Below are 19,109 nucleotides of genomic sequence, written 5' to 3'. Positions count from 1 at the left end.
GAGCGACCGATGCGCCGATTCCTCGAAACGACCCAGCGCCCCCACCGGACGACCGTTTTCGAGGACTTCAGCATCCATGCCCAGCTCTCCACGGGTCTCGCGGACCCTCAACATCGGCGTGCTCGCCCATGTCGACGCCGGTAAGACCAGCCTGACCGAGCGGCTGCTCTACGACGCCGGGGTGATCGACCGGCTCGGCAGCGTCGACGCCGGGGACACCCAGACCGACACCGGCGAGATCGAGCGGCGGCGCGGCATCACCGTGCGGACCGCGGTCGCGTCCCTCACCGCCGGGGACACCCAGATCAATCTGATCGACACCCCCGGTCACTCCGACTTCATCGCCGAGGTCGAACGCGCCCTCGGGGTGCTCGACGGCGCGGTGCTCGTGCTGTCCGCCGTCGAGGGCGTCCAGGCACAGACCCGGGTGCTGATGAAGACGCTGCGGCGGCTGCGGCTTCCGGTGCTGCTCTTCATCAACAAGATCGACCGTGCGGGCGCCCGCGACGAGGGGCTGCTCGCCGACATCCGCCGTGCCCTGGCCCCACATCTCGTCCCCCTGACGGCGGTACGCGCCCCGGGCACACGGAACGCGCACGTCCGGCCGCGTTCGTTCGACGATCCGGGGGTGCGCGCCGAGGCGGCCGAGGTGCTGGCCGAGATCGACGACGCGATGCTCGCACGGGTCGTGGACGGTCCGCTCCCCTCGGCCGAGGAGGTGTGGGCCGCGCTCGCGTCCCGTACGGCGGAGGGGCTGGCGCATCCGGTCTTCTTCGGCTCGGCGCTCAGCGGCGCGGGCGTCGCGGACCTGGTCGAGGGGGTCGCACGGCTGGTGCCGCCCGCGCCGGGCGGCACGGAGCCGCGGGGCACGGTCTTCGCCGTCGAACGCGGCGGAGGCGGCACGGGCGGTGATCGGGGCGGCGCCCGCGGCGGCCGTACGGCGTATCTGCGGCTGTTCTCCGGTGAGGTGACGCTGCGACAGCGGGTGACCCTGCACCGCCGCGAGCCCGGCGGCGCCCCGACCGAGCACACCGGGCAGATCACCGCGCTGGAGGTCATCGGACGGGCGGGCGCCGCACGGGGGCCGCTGACCGCCGGGAACATCGCGCGGGTCAGGGGGCTGCCCGGGGTCCGGGTCGGCGACCGGCTCGGGCCCGTCCATGACACCGCGTCGGACCGGCGGCACTTCGCCGCGCCCAGCCTCCAGACCCTCGTCCGCGCGCGCGAGCCCGGCGCCACCGCCGCGTCCCGGCTGCACACCGCGCTGCTCGACCTGGCCGACCAGGATCCGCTGATCCACGCGCGGGCGATGCCGGGCGGGGCCACCTCGGTACTGCTGTACGGCGAGGTGCAGAAGGAGATCATCGCGGCCACGCTGGTCCAGGACTACGGCATCGAGGCGGACTTCGAACCGAGCCGGCCCGTGCTCGTCGAACGCCCCTCGGGGGTCGGCGAGGCCGTTCATGAGATCGCGCGTTTCGACCACACCGGGCTGTGGGCGACCGTCGGGCTGCGCGTCGAACCCACCGAGCGCGGCGCCGGGGCGGTCTTCGGCTACGAGACCGAACTGGGCGCGCTGCCCCGCGCGTTCCACAACGCGATCGAGGAGACCGTGTACGAGACGCTGCTCCACGGACCGCGCGGGCGTTCGGTGACGGACTGCCGGGTCGTCCTCGTGCGCTCCGGTTTCATCGGCCCGATGAGCACCGCGGCCGACTTCCGCGACATCACCCCCGTGGTGCTCGGGGAGGCCCTGGAGCGGGCGGGGTGGCGGGTGTACGAGCCGTACCACGCCTTCGAGCTGGAGCTTCCGCCCGAGGCGCTGGCCGCGGTCACCGCCCACCTCGCCGCCGCCGAGGCGGACATCGGCGAGAGCGTGGACGGTGCCACGGGATGGCTGGTCCGGGGCGAGCTCCCGGCCCGCCGGGTGCACGGTTTCGAGCAGGTCCTGCCCCGGCTGACGCACGGCGAGGGGGTGTGGTGGTCCCGGCCGTGCGCCGACCGGCCGCTGCGCGCCGGGGCGGCCCCCGGGGCCTAGATCTCGGGCGGCCCCAGGCGGTTGTAGACGAGGCTGTTGCTGGTGCCGCCGGGCGTGGTGACCGTCACATTCACCGGCCCGGCGGACCCGGGCGGCGCGACGGCGGTGAGGGTGGGAACGCCGACGTAGAAGTACGTCACGCCGTTGCTGGTGCCGCCCGGCGTGGTCACCGTGATCTGCGCCGGACCGGCGGGCCCCGGCGGGGCGACGGCGGTGATCTGGGTGGCCGAGACGACGGTGAACGACAGGGCTGGGGTCGACCCGAAAGTGACGGCGGTGACGCCCGTAAGGCATGGCGCACTCCCTCCTGGGATGAGGGCGGGGCACGGAGGTGGACGGGACCGGACGGGCTGGACCCGCTCGCGCTCACGGAATCCGGTGCGCGGCAGCGGGCTTTGGGGCACCCGCCCGGTCCTCCTCGCGGTACGCCTGGCGCCCGGCTCCGGCGAGGGTGCGGCGCCCCAGCGCCGAAGGAAACCGGCGGGGGTCCCACCACACACTTTCAGTAATCCATCCGACGTAGCGCACCACAAGGTGGGTGACGCTACGTCACCCGAATGGCCGGGCGCGTGCGACGGGCGGCGCCGTGCACCGTACGCGCCGGGCCTGCCATCCCGCTCCGTACCACTCCGGCACGCCCCTATGCGGCCCTGGGCCCGCCCCTCACCCGTTCCCGTGACCCAAAAGACGGACGGGTCGCTTCCGTACGTCCCGGGCGTATGCTCTTGCCACATGGAGGCGGAAATGGGCATTACCGCCGATGCGACCTCCAGCGGGGGCACATGGCGGGTGAGAATCCGTAGCTCGGCCGGTGACGTCCTGGGCGCCGGAGTCCTTCTGGGCAGCGACACGGTGCTCACGTGCGCCCATGTGATCCCCGACGACGGGCTTCCGGTGCCCGCCACCGAGGTGCTGGTCGACCTGGTCGAGGTGGCCGACGCCGAGCCCGTCCCCGCGCGCGTCGCCGACGGCTGCTGGGTGCCCCAGCGCTCCGACGGATGCGGCGATGTGGCGCTGCTGCGGCTCGGCCGGCCGCAGCCCGCCGAGCACGCCGCGCCGCTCTACCGGCTGCCGCCGGTGCTCGGCCGGCCGGTGTGGATGGGCGGCTTCCCGAAGGGGCTCGACAACGGCCACTATCTGCGCGCGAAGACCGCCGGGCGGGTCGGCCCCCGCGCGGAGTGGGTGGGGCTCGACCCCAAGTCGCCCCGGGATGTGGTCCGTAGGGGCTTCAGCGGCGCCGGGGTGGAGGACGAGGCCACGCGGCATGTCATCGGCGTGGTCGTGAGCCGCTACGACGACCCCGTCGACATCCCCTCCGCCGAGCGCCTCAGCGTCTCGTACATGATCCCGGTCGAGACGATCGTGCGCCATCTGCCGGTGGTCCACCGGTGGGTGCGCGGGGACCCCGGGGTGGACCGGCCGCTGGTCTCCCGGCTGACCACCGGCGTCCAGGACATCGGCTTCGCCCAGCGGCTCGCCGTATGGCTGCGCCGGGAGCCCCTGACCGGGCGCACGGGCATCACGGACGTGGAGACCGTGGTCATCGAGGACGACGACCACGCGCGGTACGAGGCGCTCAGCCGCGCCATCACGCTCGCCGACCGCGAGCTGTCGGGCGGCGGCCCCGACGACGCGGTCTCCGCCGCGCCGCACGGCACCGTACCGCCGCTGGGCAGTGTGGACCTGGCCATCGACGTCACCGGGCGCACCGACACCGAGGTCGCGCTGCGGGTCGCGGACCGGATGGATCTGCGCTCCCCCGGCGACACCTCCCCGCTCAGCCGGGTCCGGGCCAACGCGGTGCCGCTCACCATCGTGGCCGTCGGCGTGGACCGCGCCCGTGACCCGCAGGCGCTGGTCGGCTTCATGAAGCTGCTCGCCGACCGGGGCGGCCGGCTGATGCTGGTCTTCCGCGACCCCCACTCCCGGGGGCTGCGGCTGGCCGAGCGGCTGTTCCGCCCCGAGGCGGCCCGGATCGACGCCTGGCTGGACGAGCTCGCCGGGCGGGTGGCCCTCGCCACCGGACGTGAGCACGAGGCGGCCGGGCGCGGGGCGCGCCGCTCGTCGTCATCGGACGCCGAGGACGCCACGGCCCTGCGGATCAATCTGACCCGGCTGCGCTCCGACCCCGAGCTGCGCTCCCACCGCATCGTCGCCAAGCTGGCCGCGTTCGAGCATTCGGTCCGTACGGTGGCCGAGCGGGCCGAGGAGACGCTGCGGGTGATCGACGCCCAGCAGCCGGCGGTCCAGGAGCTGAAGTGGCAGCTGGTGTCGTACACGGCGATGCTCGGCAGCAAGGCCGAATCCGAGCGGGCGGAGCTGATCCCACTGCACCGCGCGGCGGTGCGGCTGCTGGCCGAGGTGCCCTGTGATCTGCCGGAGGCGCGCCGCGCCGTCGACCGGTTCGTGGCCGCCGTGCACACATCGCCGGAGGGGGAGGCGCCATGACGAGCTGTGTCCGCCCGGACTGCCGCGGCGAGGGCCTGGGCCGGATCAACGCCCGGGGGTTCTGCTCGGAGTGCGGCCGCCGGGCACTGCCCACCGCCCCCACTCCCCCGCCCGCCGCGCCGCCCCCTTCCTCGGGCGCCCGGCCCGGCGCCGCTCTGCTGTCCGAGTCCACCGCGACCACGGCCCGTGCCCGCCGCCGCGATGTGGCGCGGAAGTTCACCGTGCGGCCGGCGGGCGAGGATCCGCTGGCCCTGCCCCGGGTCGAACTGCCCTCGCTGCGCGACCTGGTGATGGACGATCCGCGTCCCCCGTCGCGCGGCCAGACCTGCGGCCGTGAGGGGTGCGACGAGATCGTGGGCGCGCCCTACGCCGGGCAGCCCGCGCTCTCCCGGGGCTACTGCCCGCGCTGCCGCCATCCGTTCGACTTCACCCCGCGGCTGAGCCCCGGGGATCTGCTGGGCGATCAGTACCGGGTGATCGGCTGCGTGGGGTACGGCGGGCTCGGCTGGGTCTATCTCGCCGAGGACACCCAGCTGGACGACCAGCCCGTGGCCATCAAGGGCCTGATCAACAACGAGGACGAGGCGGCCCTGCGGACGGCGGTCGAGGAGCGCCGCTATCTGACCGTGCTCGACCACCCCGGCATCGTCCGGATCATCAACTACGTCACCCAGCCCGACCCCCGGGACGGCGCGCTGACCGGCTACATCGTGATGGAGTTCGTCGACGGGATGACGCTCGCCCAGATCAAGGACCACATCGCGGACGCGGTGCGGCCGTACGACGGGCCCCGGCTGTACGAGCACATCCTGGCCTACGGCTGTCTGGTGCTGCGCGCGGTGGGCTATCTGCACGGCGAGAAGCTGCTGTACTGCGATCTCAAGCCGAGCAATGTGATGCACCACGAGGACCGGGTCAAGGTGATCGACCTCGGCGCGGTGCGGCGGCTGGGCCAGCGGGACGGCGGACCGCCGGTGATCACCGAGGCGTTCGCCGCCCCCGAGGTGCTCGCCCGGGGCGCCTCGGCCCTCACCGAGCGCCATGACCTCTTCGGGGTCGGCAGGACGCTCGAAGAGCTCTCGGAGAGCGCCACCCGGCAGGCCCAGCGGCCGCCGGGCCTGGGCGCCGAGTCCTACCGCCGGGTGCTGGCCCGCGCCACCGCGGCCGACCCGGAGCGGCGGTTCGGGTCGGCCGCGGAGATGTCCGAGCAGCTGTGGGGCGTCCTGCGGGAGATCCACTCGTTGCGGCTGAGCCGCGAACAGCCGCAGCCCTCCACGCTCTTCGCCCCGACCTCGGCGCTGCTGGACTCCTCGCTGGGCCGGATCCCGGACCTGGAGCGCTGGCTGGACGGAGAGCCGCGCCCGCTGCTCGTCTCCGGGCTGCCCCGCCCCGGGCAGGTGCCGCTCGGGCTGCCGGTGCCGTTCCCGGACGCGGCCGACCCCGGCGCCGCGCTGCTGGGCGTCCCGACCGACAGCGGGCCGCGGCGCCTGATCGAGCAGCTGCACGCCTTCCCCCGCCCCTCCGCCGAGATCCGGCTGCGCACCTGCCGCGCCTATCTGGAGCTGGGTGAACGGGACGCGGCGGCCCAGGAGCTGGCGGTCGCCGTGGAGCTGATCGGCTCCGCCGCCCCGTACGACTGGCGGCTGTCCTGGCACCGCGCCCTGCTGCGGCTCGCGGACGGCGCGGTGGCCGACGCCCGCCGGGAGTTCGACGCGGTCTACAGCGCCCTGCCCGGGGAGTACGCCCCCAAGCTGGCGCTGGGCTACTGCGCCGAGCACCTGGGCGACCACGAGGCCGCGAAGCGGTTCTACGACGCGGTGTGGCAGCGCAACCGCTCCCAGGGCAGCGCCGCCTTCGGGCTGGCCAGGCTCCGGCTGGCCGCGGGCGACCGGGGCGGCGCGGTGGACATCCTCGGCGGGGTGCCGAAGGTCTCCCGCCACTACGACGCCGCGCGGATCGCCATCGTGCGGGTGCTGTCGGGGCGTTTGGGCCGGACCGAAGGCGGCGCCGCCCTGCCGACGGCCGAGGACCTGGCGGAGGTGCGCACCCGGCTGCCGCGGCTGTATCTGGACGAGGGAAGGGAGTCCGGCCCGGCCCGCGACCGGCTGACGGCGGAGTCACTGGAGGTGACGCTGGATTGGGCGGAGCGGCAGTCCGGCTCCGACCAGCTCCCTGACCGGGCCCGTTCAGGGAGCTGGAGTAGTTGGGGGAGACCACGACGCCGCGGCGGGGGGCACCTCCCCGCGGTAGCCGGGGGAGAACCGAGCCCCGGAAAAGGGCCCTTGCCCATTGTCTTCGGTGAATGGGAGGACGAGAGCGCGCTGCGCGCGGAGCTGGAGCAGACCCTGCGCCGGCTGGCCCGGCAGGCGGACAGCCCCGGGGCGCTCGGGACGCTGATCGACCGCGCGAATGCCATCAGGCCCATGACCCGCGTCTGACAGGGGGATCAGATGAGCGAGGACGACAGAAAGCAGTACGGCCCGGACGGCGCGGACGGCGGTCCGGCCCTCACCCTGCGGGTGCACCAGAACAAGTACCTGCCCGTCTCGGCGGGCCGCACCGAGATGCACGCCATCGTCAGTGTGCGGGCCCAGGGCCTGGGCCCGGCGGCGGCCCGTACCGCCGCCTCGGAGGTCATCGTCATCGACTGCTCGATGTCGATGAGCTGGCCGCCGACGAAGATCGCGGCGGCGCGGCGGGCCACCGCCACCGCGGTGGGCATACTCCGCGACGGCACCCGCTTCGCGATCGTCGAGGGCACCGAACAGGCCCAGATCGTCTATCCGTTCACCGGCGGCATGGCGGTCGCGGGGCCCGACACCAAGGCGGCCGCCGCCCGGGTCGCGGCCCGGCTGCCCGCGATCGGCGGCACGGCGATCGGCTCATGGCTGGATCTCGCCCGCCGGCTGCATCTGCGGCAGCCCGCCGCGATCCGGCACACCCTGCTGCTCACCGACGGCCGTAACGAACACGATCCGCCCGGCTATCTGGACCAGGTGCTGGATGCCTGCGCCCCGCACTTCACCTGTGACGCGCGCGGTATCGGCGACGGCTGGGACGCCGCCGAGCTGAAGCGGATCGCGCGGCGGCTGCACGGCAGGGCCGACGCGGTCCTGGAGGACTCGGCGCTGGCCGCCGAGTTCGAGGAGATGGTCTCCAGCTCGATGGCCAAGGCGCTGGCCGGGGTGCGGATCCGGATCCGCACCCGGTCGGGCGGCCGGATCGGCTTCGTCAAGCAGGTGCACCCCACCCGGGCGGACCTCACCGAGGAGGGCGTCCGCCCCGATGAGCGCACCTGGGAGTGGACCACCAGGGCGTGGGGCGACGAGACCCGCGAGTACCAGGTGTCCGTGCTCGCCGATCCGCGCGGCGATCCGATGGGCGAGGACGTGGAGCTGGCCGCCGTGGAGCTGGTGGTGGAGGGCGACACCGCGCTGCCGCTGCCCGAGCCTGAGTCGGTGCTGGTCCAGTGGACGGACGATGTGGTGCTTTCGTCCCGTATCGATCCCCGGCTGGCGCACTACGACGCCGACTCCGAGCTGGGCCACGCCATCACCGCGGGCTGTGACGCGTACGAGGCGGGTGACCGGGAGCGGGCCCACCACCAGTGGGGGCGGGCCGTGCAGCTGGCCCATCAGCTGGGCAGCGAGAAGATGCTGACCCGGCTGGGCGGGCTGGTGCACATCCTCGACGCGGCCACCGGCGAGGTGCGGATCCGCGAGCCCATCCGGCCGCTGGACCTCAACTCGGCGATCGTCGTGTCGGAGGAGAGCGTCCACTTCGTGGGCGCGGAGCGCCCGGAGCCCGCCGCGCCGCCCGCCGAGGATGTCATCTGCCCGGCCTGTCTGCGCCGGGCGCCCGCCACCGCCGGGTTCTGCCAGCAGTGCAACGCCCCGCTGAGCGGCGAACCGGACGGCGGGAGCGGCACGGAAGGCACGGGCGGCGGGGGCAGCGGGAGCGGCACGGACGGCGGGAGCGGCACGGACGGCAGGGGCGGCGGGGGCGGCGGAGGCTGCACGGACGGCGCGATATGAGCGGCGCCCACGCCATCAGCGGCACCCGCGCCTTCCTGGTGCGCCGGCTGATCGCCCTGCTCGTGGTCACGGCGGTGGCCGTGACCACGCTGCTGGCCGCGTACTACGGCGTCAGCCGCAACTCCAGGGCGGTGACCGACCGCTCCACCCCGGCGATACTCCAGGTCGCCGCCGCCATCGACGCGCTGACCGCCTCCTACGACGAGGCGCGGCGCAGCATCTCGAGCCCCACCGCGGAGTTCGAGGGGCTCAGCGAGGAGTACCGCGACAAGCTGTCGACGGCCAAGCAGAGCCTGGCCCAGGTGTCCAAGAGCACCATCGGCGGCGAATCGGCGCGCGGGTCCCTGCGCACCTGCGCGGCGCTGGTGACGTCCTATGGCGACACCGTCGAGCAGGCGTACGCGAACCGCGACAACCCGACGCTCAGGGGTGCCTATCTGGGGTACGCGGGCTCCATACTGCGGCACGGCCACAGCGGCATCCTGGACCGGCTGAAGGCGGTGCAGGACCGGCAGTTCGACGTGCTCGACGACCAGACCTCCTTCGGCTGGCTGCTGTCGTTCGCCTGGTGGCTGCTGGTGCCGGGGCTGTTCCTGACGCTGGCGGCGCTGCTGGTGCACACCCAGCGCTTCCTGCGGCACCGCTTCCGGCGGCTGGTCAATCCCTGGCTGGCGGCGGCGACCGCGCTGCTCGTCGCCCTGCTGCCGCTGGCCGTCTTCACGTATCAGACCCAGGACCGGCTGGAGTCGGCGCGGGCCAGCCTGACCCGATCCGACATCGGCCGCACCGGCGGCCCCACCGCCAGGGAGGTCGCGAGGACGATGCGGAACGCGCATTGGCAGGCCGGTGCGGTCGGCTGGATACCCGTGGGCGGGGCCGTGCTGGCCGTGCTGATCCTGGTGGGTCTCCAGCCGCGTATCGACGAGTACCGGTTCCAGCCCCGATGAGCGCGGCGAAGCGGTCCGGCCACGCCACGGCCACGGTCCTCGGGCTGTGGATGGTGCTGCTGTGCGTCGTGGGCGCGGGCGATACGAGCGGCTGGCAGTCGCGCGGCAGTGTGAGCGTGCTCGCGTCGTGGACCGGCGACGAGGGCGCGGCGTTCCGGCATCTGCTGGACACCTTCACCCGGCACACCGGCATCCATGTCGGCTATCAGGGCACCACCGCGCTGCGCGAGGTGCTGGCCTCGGAGGTGAGCTCGGGCACGCCGCCCGACATCGCCGTGCTGCCCAGCGGGGGCGAGCTGGCCGCCTACGCCCATCAGCGCCAGCTGATCCCGCTGGACGCGGTGATCCCGAGCCGGGAGCGCACGGCCTACGGACGGCTGTGGACCCCTCGGCTGAGCTCCGACGGGCCGGTCTACGGCATCGCGGTCAAGGCCGACCTGAAGAGCATCGTGTGGTACGACCACGACCGCCGCCCGGACACGCTGCCCGCCCTGGCCGCCGACGGCCGCCGGTGGTGCGTCGGCATGGGGGACGACGCGGCCTCCGGCTGGCCCGGCACCGACTGGATCGAGGATCTGCTGCTCCAGCAGCAGGGCAGGGCCGTCTACCAGGACTGGGCGACCGGCGGGCTGCCGTGGACGGACCCCCGGGTGGCGCGGGCCTGGCGGAGCTGGGGGTCGCTCTTCGGCAAGGACACCGCGCGTACCGCGCTGATCACCGACTTCCGGACGGCGGGCACGAAGCTGTTCGGCGCGGACCCGCCGTGCGCGCTGGAGCACCAGGGGTCGTTCATCCGCGGCGGCTACCCGCGACCCGCCGAGGCGGACTTCGCCTTCTCCCCCGGGCTGCTCCCCGATACGGACGGGCGGTCCACCGCCCGGGAGGTGTCGGGGGACTTCGCCGCGATGTTCCGGGACACACCGCAGGCGCAGGAGCTGATGCGCTACCTGATCTCGGCCGACGCCCAGCGGGCCTGGGGGAGGACGACCGCGGGCAGCAGCACCCACCCGTTCTTCGCCAACCGCGACGTCCCGCTCGACGCCCAGGGCGACGACACCGTGGACCGGAGGATCGCGACGACCCTCCGGGACTCGGCCACGCTGTGCCTGGACGCCTCCGACGCCATGCCCACACGGATGCGGCTCGCCTTCCAGCGCGCCGCGCTCAGCTACCTCAGCGACACCAGCCGGCCGCCGGACGGGCTGCTGCGCAGCCTGGAGAAGATCCGCCAGAGCCTGCGCGGCGCCCCCGACCAGCCCTGGCTGTCCACGGTCTGCGGCTGAGCCGGCTCAGCCGAGCCGGCTCACGGTCTTCCGCGGGGCGGGCTCAGGGAGCCATCTCCTCCGGGCAGGGCGTGCCGCGCGGCAGCTGGTACTTGCCCGTTATCCGGTAGACGCCGGGCCGAGGGGCGTGCAGCACGGTCCACTCGTCCTCCGGCTGGCCCTCCTCACCGCCCTCGGTCTGCTTGGTGAGGCAGCCCTCGCGGTTGACCGGCAGCTGGTCGTCCTTGCCCTTCGGGGCGTGGACGCTGTTCCCGTCCTCGTCCACCAGGCCCAGCCACGGCGAGTACGGGACGCGGATCAGCACCGGGCCCTTGGAGCGGACCGACACCACCAGCTGGTCGGCGCCGGCGCGCTGCACGGTGGCGGGCGGGTCGGCGATCTGCGTCGGGTCCTTGACCTCGTACAGCTTCCAATTGGCGTCCGACCAGACCTCGCGCAGATACGGCAGGCCGGTGCCGAGCAGCTCGGCCTCCTGCTCCGCCGCGGTGTCCGGGTCGTCCGCGGGCAGCACCACATAGTGCACCGCCCAGCGCTTGAGCCATTCGTGGTAGCTGGCCGGGGTGAGGGTGTCCTCGCCGTAGAAGATCGGGTTCCGGTCGATGTCGCGCTGGCGGTTCCAGCCGCGCGCCAGATTGACGTACGGGGCGAGCGCGGAGGACTCGCGGTGGCTGCGCACCGGAACCACCTCGACCCGGCCCCGGTCGGCCTTCTCCCGCTTGAGCCGGTCGACCAGCGGCGCCAGCTCACGGGCCCAGGACGCCGAGGGGGTGGTGTGGATGACATCGTCGGCGGTCTTGACCCCCTGCCACACCGTGACGGTCACGAGCGCCAGCACCAGGACCGTCCAGCGGCGGCCGGCCGGCGTCGAGCGCAGCTCGGCGCGCGGGGGCCTGCGCAGGGAGGGCAGCGCGGCGATCAGCACCACCCCACCGAAGATCATGCCGAGGCGGGAGATATTGGTGCCGACCTGGGAGGGAATCACCCAGGTGAGCACCACCCCGAGGCAGTAGAGCCCGGCCCCGACCCGCACCGTCGACCACTCGCGCGGTACGCAGAACAGCACGGCGCCACCGGTGATGAACGGCAGGATCACCGACCCGATGCCCATCGGCTGCTCACCGGAGAACGGGAACAGCCACGCCGACAGACCGACCACCAGCACGGGCGTGATCCCGAGCGCGTACGCGGCGGGGCGCCGCTTGGTCAGCCACAGACCGGCGGCCACTATGCCCACGAACAGGCCGGCCACCGGGCTGGACATGGTCGACAGCGCCGCCAGCAGGGCGGCCAGCGCAAACCGACCGGTCTTGTGGTGCCAGTGCCGGGACCGCCATCGGCGGGGCCAGGCGAAGATCACGGCCACCGCCGCGAGCCCGAACATCGCGCCGAGCCCGAAGGTCACCCGCCCCGAGATGGCGTTGCAGGTCAGCGCCAAGGTGCCGTAGAGGGCGGGCCACAGCGGCCGCCGCACGGCACGGCTGCGCACCAGCAGCAGCGCGAGCAGCCCGGCGCCCAGCGTTCCCGCGATCATCATCGTCGAGCGGACCCCGAGGACCGCCATCAGATATGGCGAGATCACGCTGTACGAGACCGGGTGCATCCCGCCGTACCAGGCCAGGTTGTACGCCGAATCCGGATGCTGGAGGGCGAACTCCGCCCAGGCGTCCTGCGCGGCGAGGTCACCGCCGCTGTTCGCGAGCAGCGCCACCCACAGCAGATGCAGCAGCGCGGCGGCGGCCAAAGCGGCGAGAACAGGGTGACACAGGGCAATCCGGGCGCGCTCGAGCAGCCCGCCAGAAGCCTCCCGGTCGCTCCCGCGCTCCGCCTCCGCCGGGGCCGCCGGCCCGGCCGGCCAGCGCTGCGTGGGTACGCGTATTCGCGCGGCGGTGCTCTCCTCCGAGCCCCCGCCTTCATCAGCCCGTGTCGGATCCACGGTGGTCACTGCGGCTCTCCCCGTCTTCCCCCGAGGTCTACCCCATCGGTCCTCAACCCTGTGCCGGGTCACTCCGGTTCGCGTGCGGGTCCAGGCCGGGGACCCTCGCGACGCTAGCACGCGAGGGCGGCCCCGAGCCGTGTCGGACCCCGGCGGCGTTTCGTGCCGGGGCCACTTCACACGTCCTCCTTAGCCCACTTCCCCAGTGGGTCAGCCGATACGGGTCAGTTTCGCGCCGAACGACGGCTCGGACAGATCCTCCTGAAGCGCCACCGGCGCCGTGAGCTGTCCGGGGCCCGTGCCCACGGTCACCTCGCCGACGACCGTGCCCGCCTTGGCGGAGTGCGGCACCTTCTCACCGCCGTCGCCGATCTTGATGTCGACCGCGAGACCGGACCAGCCGACCGCCTTCAGATCCTTGGTGGCGACGACCGGCGTGGTGCCGCCCAGCCCGTCGTCCACCTGTCCGACGACATCGCCCTTCTTGATGACGGTGGCCGAGGTGAGCGCGTCCTGCACGGCGGTGATCAGCTTGTAGCTGTTGGTCTGCGCCAGCTGGAGGCTGGCGTCCAGCGTGGTGGTCGCGCGCTGCTCGAGGACGACACCGAGGATCCGCTGCTGCTTGCCGTCGATCGTCCGCACCGCACCCCACATCAGCGCACCGCCGGCCGGGGTGGACGAACCGGTCTTGATACCGATCACCCCCGGCTTCACCAGCAGATTGTTGTTGTTGTAGATCCGGTCCTTGAGACCCGGGATATCGGTGTTGGGCGTCGCCACGACCGCCCGGAACGCCTCGGACTGCATCGCCGCCTTCGCCAGCTTCAGCTGGTCGGCCGCGGTGGACTTGGTGGACTCCTTCAGACCGCTGGGGTCGGTGTAGGTGGTCTGCTTCATCCCCAGGCTCTCGGCCGCGTCGTTCATCTTCTTGACGAACGCGTCCAGCGAACCGGCGTCCCAGCGGGCGAGCAGCCGGGCGATGTTGTTGCTGGAGTTGATCAGCAGCAGCTGGAGCAGCTGGTGCTGGGTGAAGGTCTGCCCCTCCTTGACCGCCGCCCGCGACTCGTCGGCGGACTTCGCCTCCTTGGCCGCCTGGGCGTCGATCTCTATCTTCGGGCCCTCCGCGTCGCCCTTCAGCGGATGGTCCTTGAGCACCACATAGGCCGTCATGACCTTGGTGACGCTGGCGATCGGCACCGGCTTCTGCTCCCCGGAGGCGCCCAGGGTGCCCACGCCCTCGACCTCGGCGGCGGACTGCCCCTGGTCGGGCCACGGCATGGAGAGCTCACCGCCGCCGAAGCGGTAGGTGGGGTCCGAGGTGAGCTTCAGCGATGGATCCGGCAGCGGCCGCAGCGCCTGGACGACACCCAGGATGATCACGAGCAGCGCGGCCAGCGGCGTCCAGATCTTGACCCGGCGGACGACCGTCCGCAGCGGTGTCTCCGGCTTGGGCGGCGTGTTGGTCAGCTGCGCCAGCAGGTCGAGCGGCGCCGGCTGCTTGCCGTCCTCCGTCATCGGCGGCAGCGGCTGCTGCTTGGTCCGCTCGGCCTCGGGGACCGCCGGCGGGGCGGCGGAAGGGGCCGGCGCGGAGGGCTTCGGCGCGGAAGGCGCGGCGGAGCGCTTCGGCGGGGCCGGGTCGTCGGGGGACCGCAGCGGGACGAACTTGCTGGTCCGCTCGTTGTCCGACTCGCCGACGGGCTTCTTGCCGGACGTCTTGCCGTCGGCCTTGTCGGCGGTCTTGCCGTCGGCCTTGTCCGCGGCCGGGGCCGGGGGGCTGACCGCCTTGAAGGCGGTTGTCGGCTGGTCGACGCCCTTCTTGCCGCCCTTTCCGGGCTTCTCCGGGAGTACGCCGAAGGCGGCCGTCGGGCGGTCGATCGGCTTGCCGGAGGCGGTGGCATCCGCGCCGGAGGCGGTGGCCTTGCCGGACGCGCCCTTGGACTCGCCCTTCTCGGCCTCCTCGGCCCCTTCCTTCTTATCGGACTCCTTGGCCTCTTCCTTCTTGGGCTCTTCCTTCTTGGCCTTGCCCTCGGCCCGACCGTCCTCGGCGTCGTCCTTCGGCTTCACCGTACGGAAGACAGCCGTCCGCTGATCGACCGACGGCTTCGACGGCTCACCGCCGCCCTCGTCCGCCCCGGCTCCGGACGCGTCCTCAGCCTTCACATCGGCGTCGGCGTCATCGGCCTTCGCCGCGTCAGTCTTGACGTCCCCCCGGTCCGCGCCGCCGGAGACATCGGCGCCATCGGCGCCATCCGCTTCCGGCTCCGCGTCGGGCTCGGACGCCTCCCCCTTGGGCGATCCGTCCGACGCACCGGAATCCGCGTCCGGCTCGGCCGTCGCCTCCGACGTCCCGGAACCTTCGCCCTGTTCACTATCGCGAACACCAGAAACTTTGGCGTCGCCCTTATCGGCCGCCGATGTCTCAGGTTCCGCTTCAGCCTCCGCTTCGGCCTTCGCCCCGGAGGTCACTTCGGGTTCGCCGGGAGCCGATTCCGGCTCACCCGAACCCGACCGGAGGTCGTCGGACACGACGGCGACCGCCGTCGAGCCCTGGCCCGCCTCCGCCTCGCGCGAGATCGCGAGCCGCGGATCGCGCTCTCCCCTAGCCGTCTCCCCCGACGACTGCTGCTGATCCGACCTGCCGGGGGACTCGCCCGCCACCGATGCCTCCTCGATATGTGTCGCGGGACGCCGTACGCCCCATGGCGTCACGTCCCGCAGCCCAACCTCTACCAGTGTCCTGTGTGTCCGGCACGCGATCGCGCAACGCCACAGCCGGAGAGCGTCCTCAGGTGCCCGCCCACCTGCTAGACGAGAACGACATACCTACTGGTTCCCACCCAAACCCCCCAGGCACTCTCGACAGACCAATGTGAGAGGGGTCACCCTGTCATTCATCCACGCGGGGAGGCATGGATGGGCAGGAGCCGCAGAACAATTCCGGAGGAGCTTCTGCTGCTCGCTTTGGACCCGACCACGGGTACCACGGCGCAGCCGCAGTCGCTCGACCTCGGTCTTGCCGGGGCACAGCTAGTAGAGCTGGCCCTGGCCGGACGAATAGCCCCTGACGGGGATCGTATCGCCGTGGTGCTGCCACGGCCGACCGGAGATCCGACTCTGGACTCCGCGCTGGAGTTGCTGCGCCGACGCGGCAGTCCGGTGCGGGCCGTCCACTGGATCGGCGGGCCCCGGCTGGGGCTGCGCCAGACGTACCTCACGCACCTGGAGCGTTGCGGCATGGTGCATGCCGTGGCGGGCCAGATGTGTGGCGTATTGCCGACGACGCGCTACCAGGCGACGGACACGGCGATCAGCCGGGAGATCAGGGCCCGGCTGGACAGCGCGATCCGCACCGGCGTACCGCCGGACCCGCGGACCGCCGCGCTCGCCGCCCTGGCCCACGCGGTCGGGCTCGGCAAGCATCTGTACCCCGGGAACGAGGGGCGCTCCTCGCGCTCCAGGCTCCGGGATCTGATCCGGCACGACCCGATGGGCGGTCTCGTGGCGCACGCCGTGATGGACGTGCAGAACGGTGTCGCGGCGCAGCCACGGCGCGCACCGGCCGGAGGACGACAGCCGGGGGCACGCGCCGCGGTGGAGCCCGCGGCCGGCGTTCCGGCCCAGCCGTCCCGCCGCGGGAGCATGGCCCGCGTCGGAGCGCGCTGAGGCGCCTTCGGGGCACCACCGCACCACCGCGCACCACCCGAGCCCGTCGAACGCACCAGCAGCCCGTCAGCGGGGCGGCGGAGCCCGTTCCCGGCACCGTCCGGGGCGGAGCGCCACCGTCCGGCTCCGAGCAGCACCCAGCACCACCGACGCTCCACCGACCGCACCGCAGTCCCCACCGACCCGGTTCGGGAGCCGCTGAAGCGCGCGGGGTGGTGGGACGGCCGATTTGGACGACCGGCCGTCCCACCGCCCCGCGCGCGCGTTCGCCCACCGTTGTGCGGCCGCCTTTTGTGCGGCCATTTCCCAGCGCGGTCCCGTCCGGTAGTGGCAGGCTGCTGAACAGCAGAAATCAGCAGTACGAAGCCGGAGGTGCACGTCCTGTGACATCGAACGTCGGCCCCACTGTCCGGCGACGCCGGTTGGGCCAGGAACTGCGCAGGCTCCGCCAGGAGAAGGGCATGACGGCGGAGGAGGTGGCGGAGGAGCTGATGGTCTCCCAGTCGAAGATCAGCCGACTGGAGAACGGGCGCCGCAGCATCAGCCAGCGCGATGTGCGCGACCTCTGCCGCACGTACAAGGTGGAGGACAAAGCACTCGTCGATTCTCTTATGCAAATGGCGAAGGAGTCGCGCCAGCAGGGTTGGTGGAACGCCTTCGGCGATGTGCCGTACAGCGTCTACATCGGCTTCGAGACGGACGCGGCGTCGCTGCGGGTCTATGAACCCCAGGTGCTGCCCGGCCTCTTGCAGACGCCGGAGTACGCGGAGGCGGTGATCAGCGGCGCCCTGCCGGAGGCCCCGCAGGACCAGATCGCCCAGCGGGTCCAGGTCCGGCTCAGGCGCCAGGAGCGGATCACCGATCCGCTGGCCCCGCTGCGGCTGTGGGCGGTGGTGGACGAGGCGGCGATGCGGCGGGTGGTCGGCGATTCCAAGATCATGAGTGATCAGCTGGACTATCTGGTCCGGATGAGCCACGAGCCGCATGTGACGGTGCAGGCGCTTCCGTTCGACATGGGGTCGCATCCGGGAATGAGCGGGCAGTTCACCATCCTGGAGTTCTCGGACGAGTCGGACACCAGCGTCGTCTATCTCGAGGGCGTGACCAGCGACCTGTATCTGGAAAAGCTCAGCGATGTGCAGAGCTACAGCATGATGTACGAGCATCTGCGGGCCCAGGCGCTCAACGCGGACCAGAGCCGTCAGTTCATCACCGAGGTGGCCCAGGAGCACGCCCGCCGACACCGGGAGCGGGGCGGGACGACCCCGGCGGGCTGAGCGGGAGCGGGGGGCGCACAGGGCATGGAAACACCCCGGGGAACGCTCCGGGAGACGCTCCGGCGCGAACGGCGAAGAGCGGAGGCTACACCTCCGCACCGAGCCGCGGAAGGGGCCACGGGAATATGCCACTCGGTCGAGTGAATGGCCCGCTTTCCAGACGATGTTGCCGAGTAACGTCGGTGACGCCTCCAATCGGGGGTTCGTCTCATCAACAAAACGCATCGGAGCAATCGTGTCCATTCAGCAGGGAAAGACGAGCATGTGGGTGAAATCCTCGCACTCGGCCGGAAACGGCGCTTGCGTGGAGATCTCCTCCCCGGTCACCAGCGAGGTCGCCGTGCGCGATTCCAAGGACCCCCAAGGACCGACGCTCAGCTTCGCCCCCGCAGCGTGGTCGGCCTTTGTGTCCGACGTCAGCCGGGGCGGCTTCGACCTCGACTGATCTCCGTGACACCCGGCCGCGGCAGCGCGGTCGGCGGCGTGGAGCCGCAAGCCTGTATCCGAGCCCTCTCGACCGGTCGCCGTCCCCGCCGAGAGGGCTCCAGGCATTTCCGGCGCTTTCCGGCATAGCCGCTTCAGCGGAGTTCCGCCACGTATTGGTCCGTACCGGGAATCGTCGGAATGAACGGCGCCATGAATTCCACCCGGCCGAGCCCGGCATCGGCCACCTCACCGTCCAGACCGGTGAAACAGCGTTCCCAGCATTCCCGGGGATCGGTCTGGAGGAACCAGAGCAGCGTCAGCCGGGTGCCGACCCCCTCGACCTGCTTCACATACGACATCCGGTCCAGGGGAAGCGGGGTCGGCCGGAAGACCGTGACCATCGCGGCGGGCGAGCCCGCGAGCCGGCGCGGCAGATGTCTGGACCGGAGCCACTCGAGCAGCTCCTCCCGCCGCTCCGGGCCCTCGCTCTCGATCACCTCCAGCACCAGCCCGGCATAGGGGTGGTCCAGCGCGTGGTGATCGCGCGGACCGGCCGCCCCGTCCCGGTAGACGGTGGCCTCATGGTCCTGGAAGGCCGTGAAGACATGCGTACGGTCCTGGTGGACCCGGCCGTCCCGGAGCAGCCGCTTGTTGATCCCCACCGTCCATCGCATGTGGTCCGCGTAGCGCCCCTCGGTGAGCCAGTAGACGGAGAGGTAGCAGCCGGCGGTCACCGGCTGGGCAATGGCCGATTTCTCGGGGTAGCGCAGCAGCTGTAGCTCACGGGTGGCGACCCAGCGGCGGCCCGCGTAGATCCAGGGCATGGCCATCGCGCCCGCGATGAAGTGGTCGTCCTCGTACCAGCGGTTGTAGGCGTACTCATGGCCGGGGTGCGGTTCGACCATCGTGATCAGGGCGTGGCCAGGGCGCACCCCGTACGGGCCGACGGAGGCCAGTTCCGCGTACGCGTCGCTCGTCATGTCCCCCAGGTGTAGCTGACGTGGCGTCAGTTGGGGAGGGGTCGGTCGGCATCAAGTGTGCCGATTCGGACGATTGACGG

General features: G+C 72.4%; 13 protein-coding genes. 9 read left to right on the top strand and 4 right to left on the bottom strand.

What is annotated here, in order from left to right:
• Positions 1-76: 76 nt before the first annotated feature.
• On the top strand, positions 77-2,038 hold the full coding sequence (otr(A), locus tag NQU54_RS17405; protein ID WP_257631861.1) for a tetracycline resistance ribosomal protection protein Otr(A): 1,962 nt from the start codon (positions 77-79) through the stop codon (positions 2,036-2,038).
• Here otr(A) and NQU54_RS49775 read toward each other — a convergent pair.
• Positions 2,035-2,442, bottom strand: a complete 408-nt coding sequence (locus NQU54_RS49775) for an IPT/TIG domain-containing protein (protein WP_257631860.1) — start codon at positions 2,440-2,442, stop codon at positions 2,035-2,037. The two genes, otr(A) and NQU54_RS49775, sit on opposite strands and share 4 nt — an antisense overlap.
• Positions 2,443-2,782: 340 nt before the next feature.
• Between NQU54_RS49775 and NQU54_RS17395 the strand changes: the two genes are divergently transcribed.
• From NQU54_RS17395 to NQU54_RS17375, 5 genes are read left to right on the top strand one after another with little or no spacing between them, the layout of a single operon-like run.
• Positions 2,783-4,486: a S1 family peptidase gene (locus tag NQU54_RS17395; protein WP_257631859.1), complete on the top strand. Its 1,704-nt coding sequence runs from the start codon at positions 2,783-2,785 to the stop codon at positions 4,484-4,486.
• Positions 4,483-6,924, top strand: a complete 2,442-nt coding sequence (locus NQU54_RS17390) for a serine/threonine-protein kinase (protein ID WP_257631858.1) — start codon at positions 4,483-4,485, stop codon at positions 6,922-6,924. The genes NQU54_RS17395 and NQU54_RS17390 overlap by 4 nt, the downstream gene beginning before the upstream one ends.
• A 12-nt stretch (positions 6,925-6,936) precedes the next feature.
• Positions 6,937-8,520, top strand: a complete 1,584-nt coding sequence (locus NQU54_RS17385; protein ID WP_257631857.1) for a vWA domain-containing protein — start codon at positions 6,937-6,939, stop codon at positions 8,518-8,520.
• The gene (locus NQU54_RS17380) at positions 8,517-9,467 is read left to right on the top strand and encodes a GlnX family signal transduction membrane protein (RefSeq protein ID WP_257631856.1); all 951 of its coding nucleotides are present in this window, start codon (positions 8,517-8,519) and stop codon (positions 9,465-9,467) included. Before NQU54_RS17385 ends, NQU54_RS17380 begins: the two co-directional genes overlap by 4 nt.
• Positions 9,464-10,750, top strand: a complete 1,287-nt coding sequence (locus NQU54_RS17375) for an ABC transporter substrate-binding protein (RefSeq protein ID WP_257631855.1) — start codon at positions 9,464-9,466, stop codon at positions 10,748-10,750. The genes NQU54_RS17380 and NQU54_RS17375 overlap by 4 nt, the downstream gene beginning before the upstream one ends.
• Positions 10,751-10,793: 43 nt before the next feature.
• Here NQU54_RS17375 and NQU54_RS17370 read toward each other — a convergent pair whose 3' ends face one another.
• Both NQU54_RS17370 and NQU54_RS17365 read right to left on the bottom strand, forming a co-directional pair.
• Positions 10,794-12,692, bottom strand: coding sequence for a DUF8823 domain-containing protein (locus NQU54_RS17370; protein WP_257631854.1), 1,899 nt, complete (start codon positions 12,690-12,692; stop codon positions 10,794-10,796).
• Between the two features lie 201 nt (positions 12,693-12,893).
• The gene (locus NQU54_RS17365) at positions 12,894-15,341 is read right to left on the bottom strand and encodes a D-alanyl-D-alanine carboxypeptidase family protein (RefSeq protein WP_257631853.1); all 2,448 of its coding nucleotides are present in this window, start codon (positions 15,339-15,341) and stop codon (positions 12,894-12,896) included.
• Between the two features lie 255 nt (positions 15,342-15,596).
• Between NQU54_RS17365 and NQU54_RS17360 the strand changes: the two genes are divergently transcribed.
• From NQU54_RS17360 to NQU54_RS17350, 3 genes are all read left to right on the top strand, one after another.
• A complete protein-coding gene (locus tag NQU54_RS17360; RefSeq protein ID WP_257631852.1) occupies positions 15,597-16,346 on the top strand; it encodes a GOLPH3/VPS74 family protein in 750 nt (249 codons plus the stop codon).
• A 383-nt stretch (positions 16,347-16,729) separates the two neighbouring features.
• Entirely contained in the window at positions 16,730-17,623 is an 894-nt protein-coding gene (locus tag NQU54_RS17355) for a helix-turn-helix domain-containing protein (protein ID WP_257631851.1), read from the top strand.
• 235 nt (positions 17,624-17,858) lie between these two features.
• Positions 17,859-18,068, top strand: a complete 210-nt coding sequence (locus tag NQU54_RS17350; RefSeq protein ID WP_257631850.1) for a DUF397 domain-containing protein — start codon at positions 17,859-17,861, stop codon at positions 18,066-18,068.
• A 133-nt stretch (positions 18,069-18,201) separates the two neighbouring features.
• On the opposite strand, the gene NQU54_RS17345 is transcribed toward NQU54_RS17350, so the two are convergent.
• Positions 18,202-19,029, bottom strand: a complete 828-nt coding sequence (locus tag NQU54_RS17345) for a hypothetical protein (RefSeq protein WP_257631849.1) — start codon at positions 19,027-19,029, stop codon at positions 18,202-18,204.
• Positions 19,030-19,109: the final 80 nt, after the last annotated feature.

This window comes from Streptomyces malaysiensis subsp. samsunensis (genome assembly GCF_024519315.1).
GTDB classification, from domain to species: domain Bacteria; phylum Actinomycetota; class Actinomycetes; order Streptomycetales; family Streptomycetaceae; genus Streptomyces; species Streptomyces malaysiensis.
The sequence above is the reverse complement of the archived record's forward strand: the minus strand, read 5'-3'. Positions and strand labels throughout refer to the sequence as shown.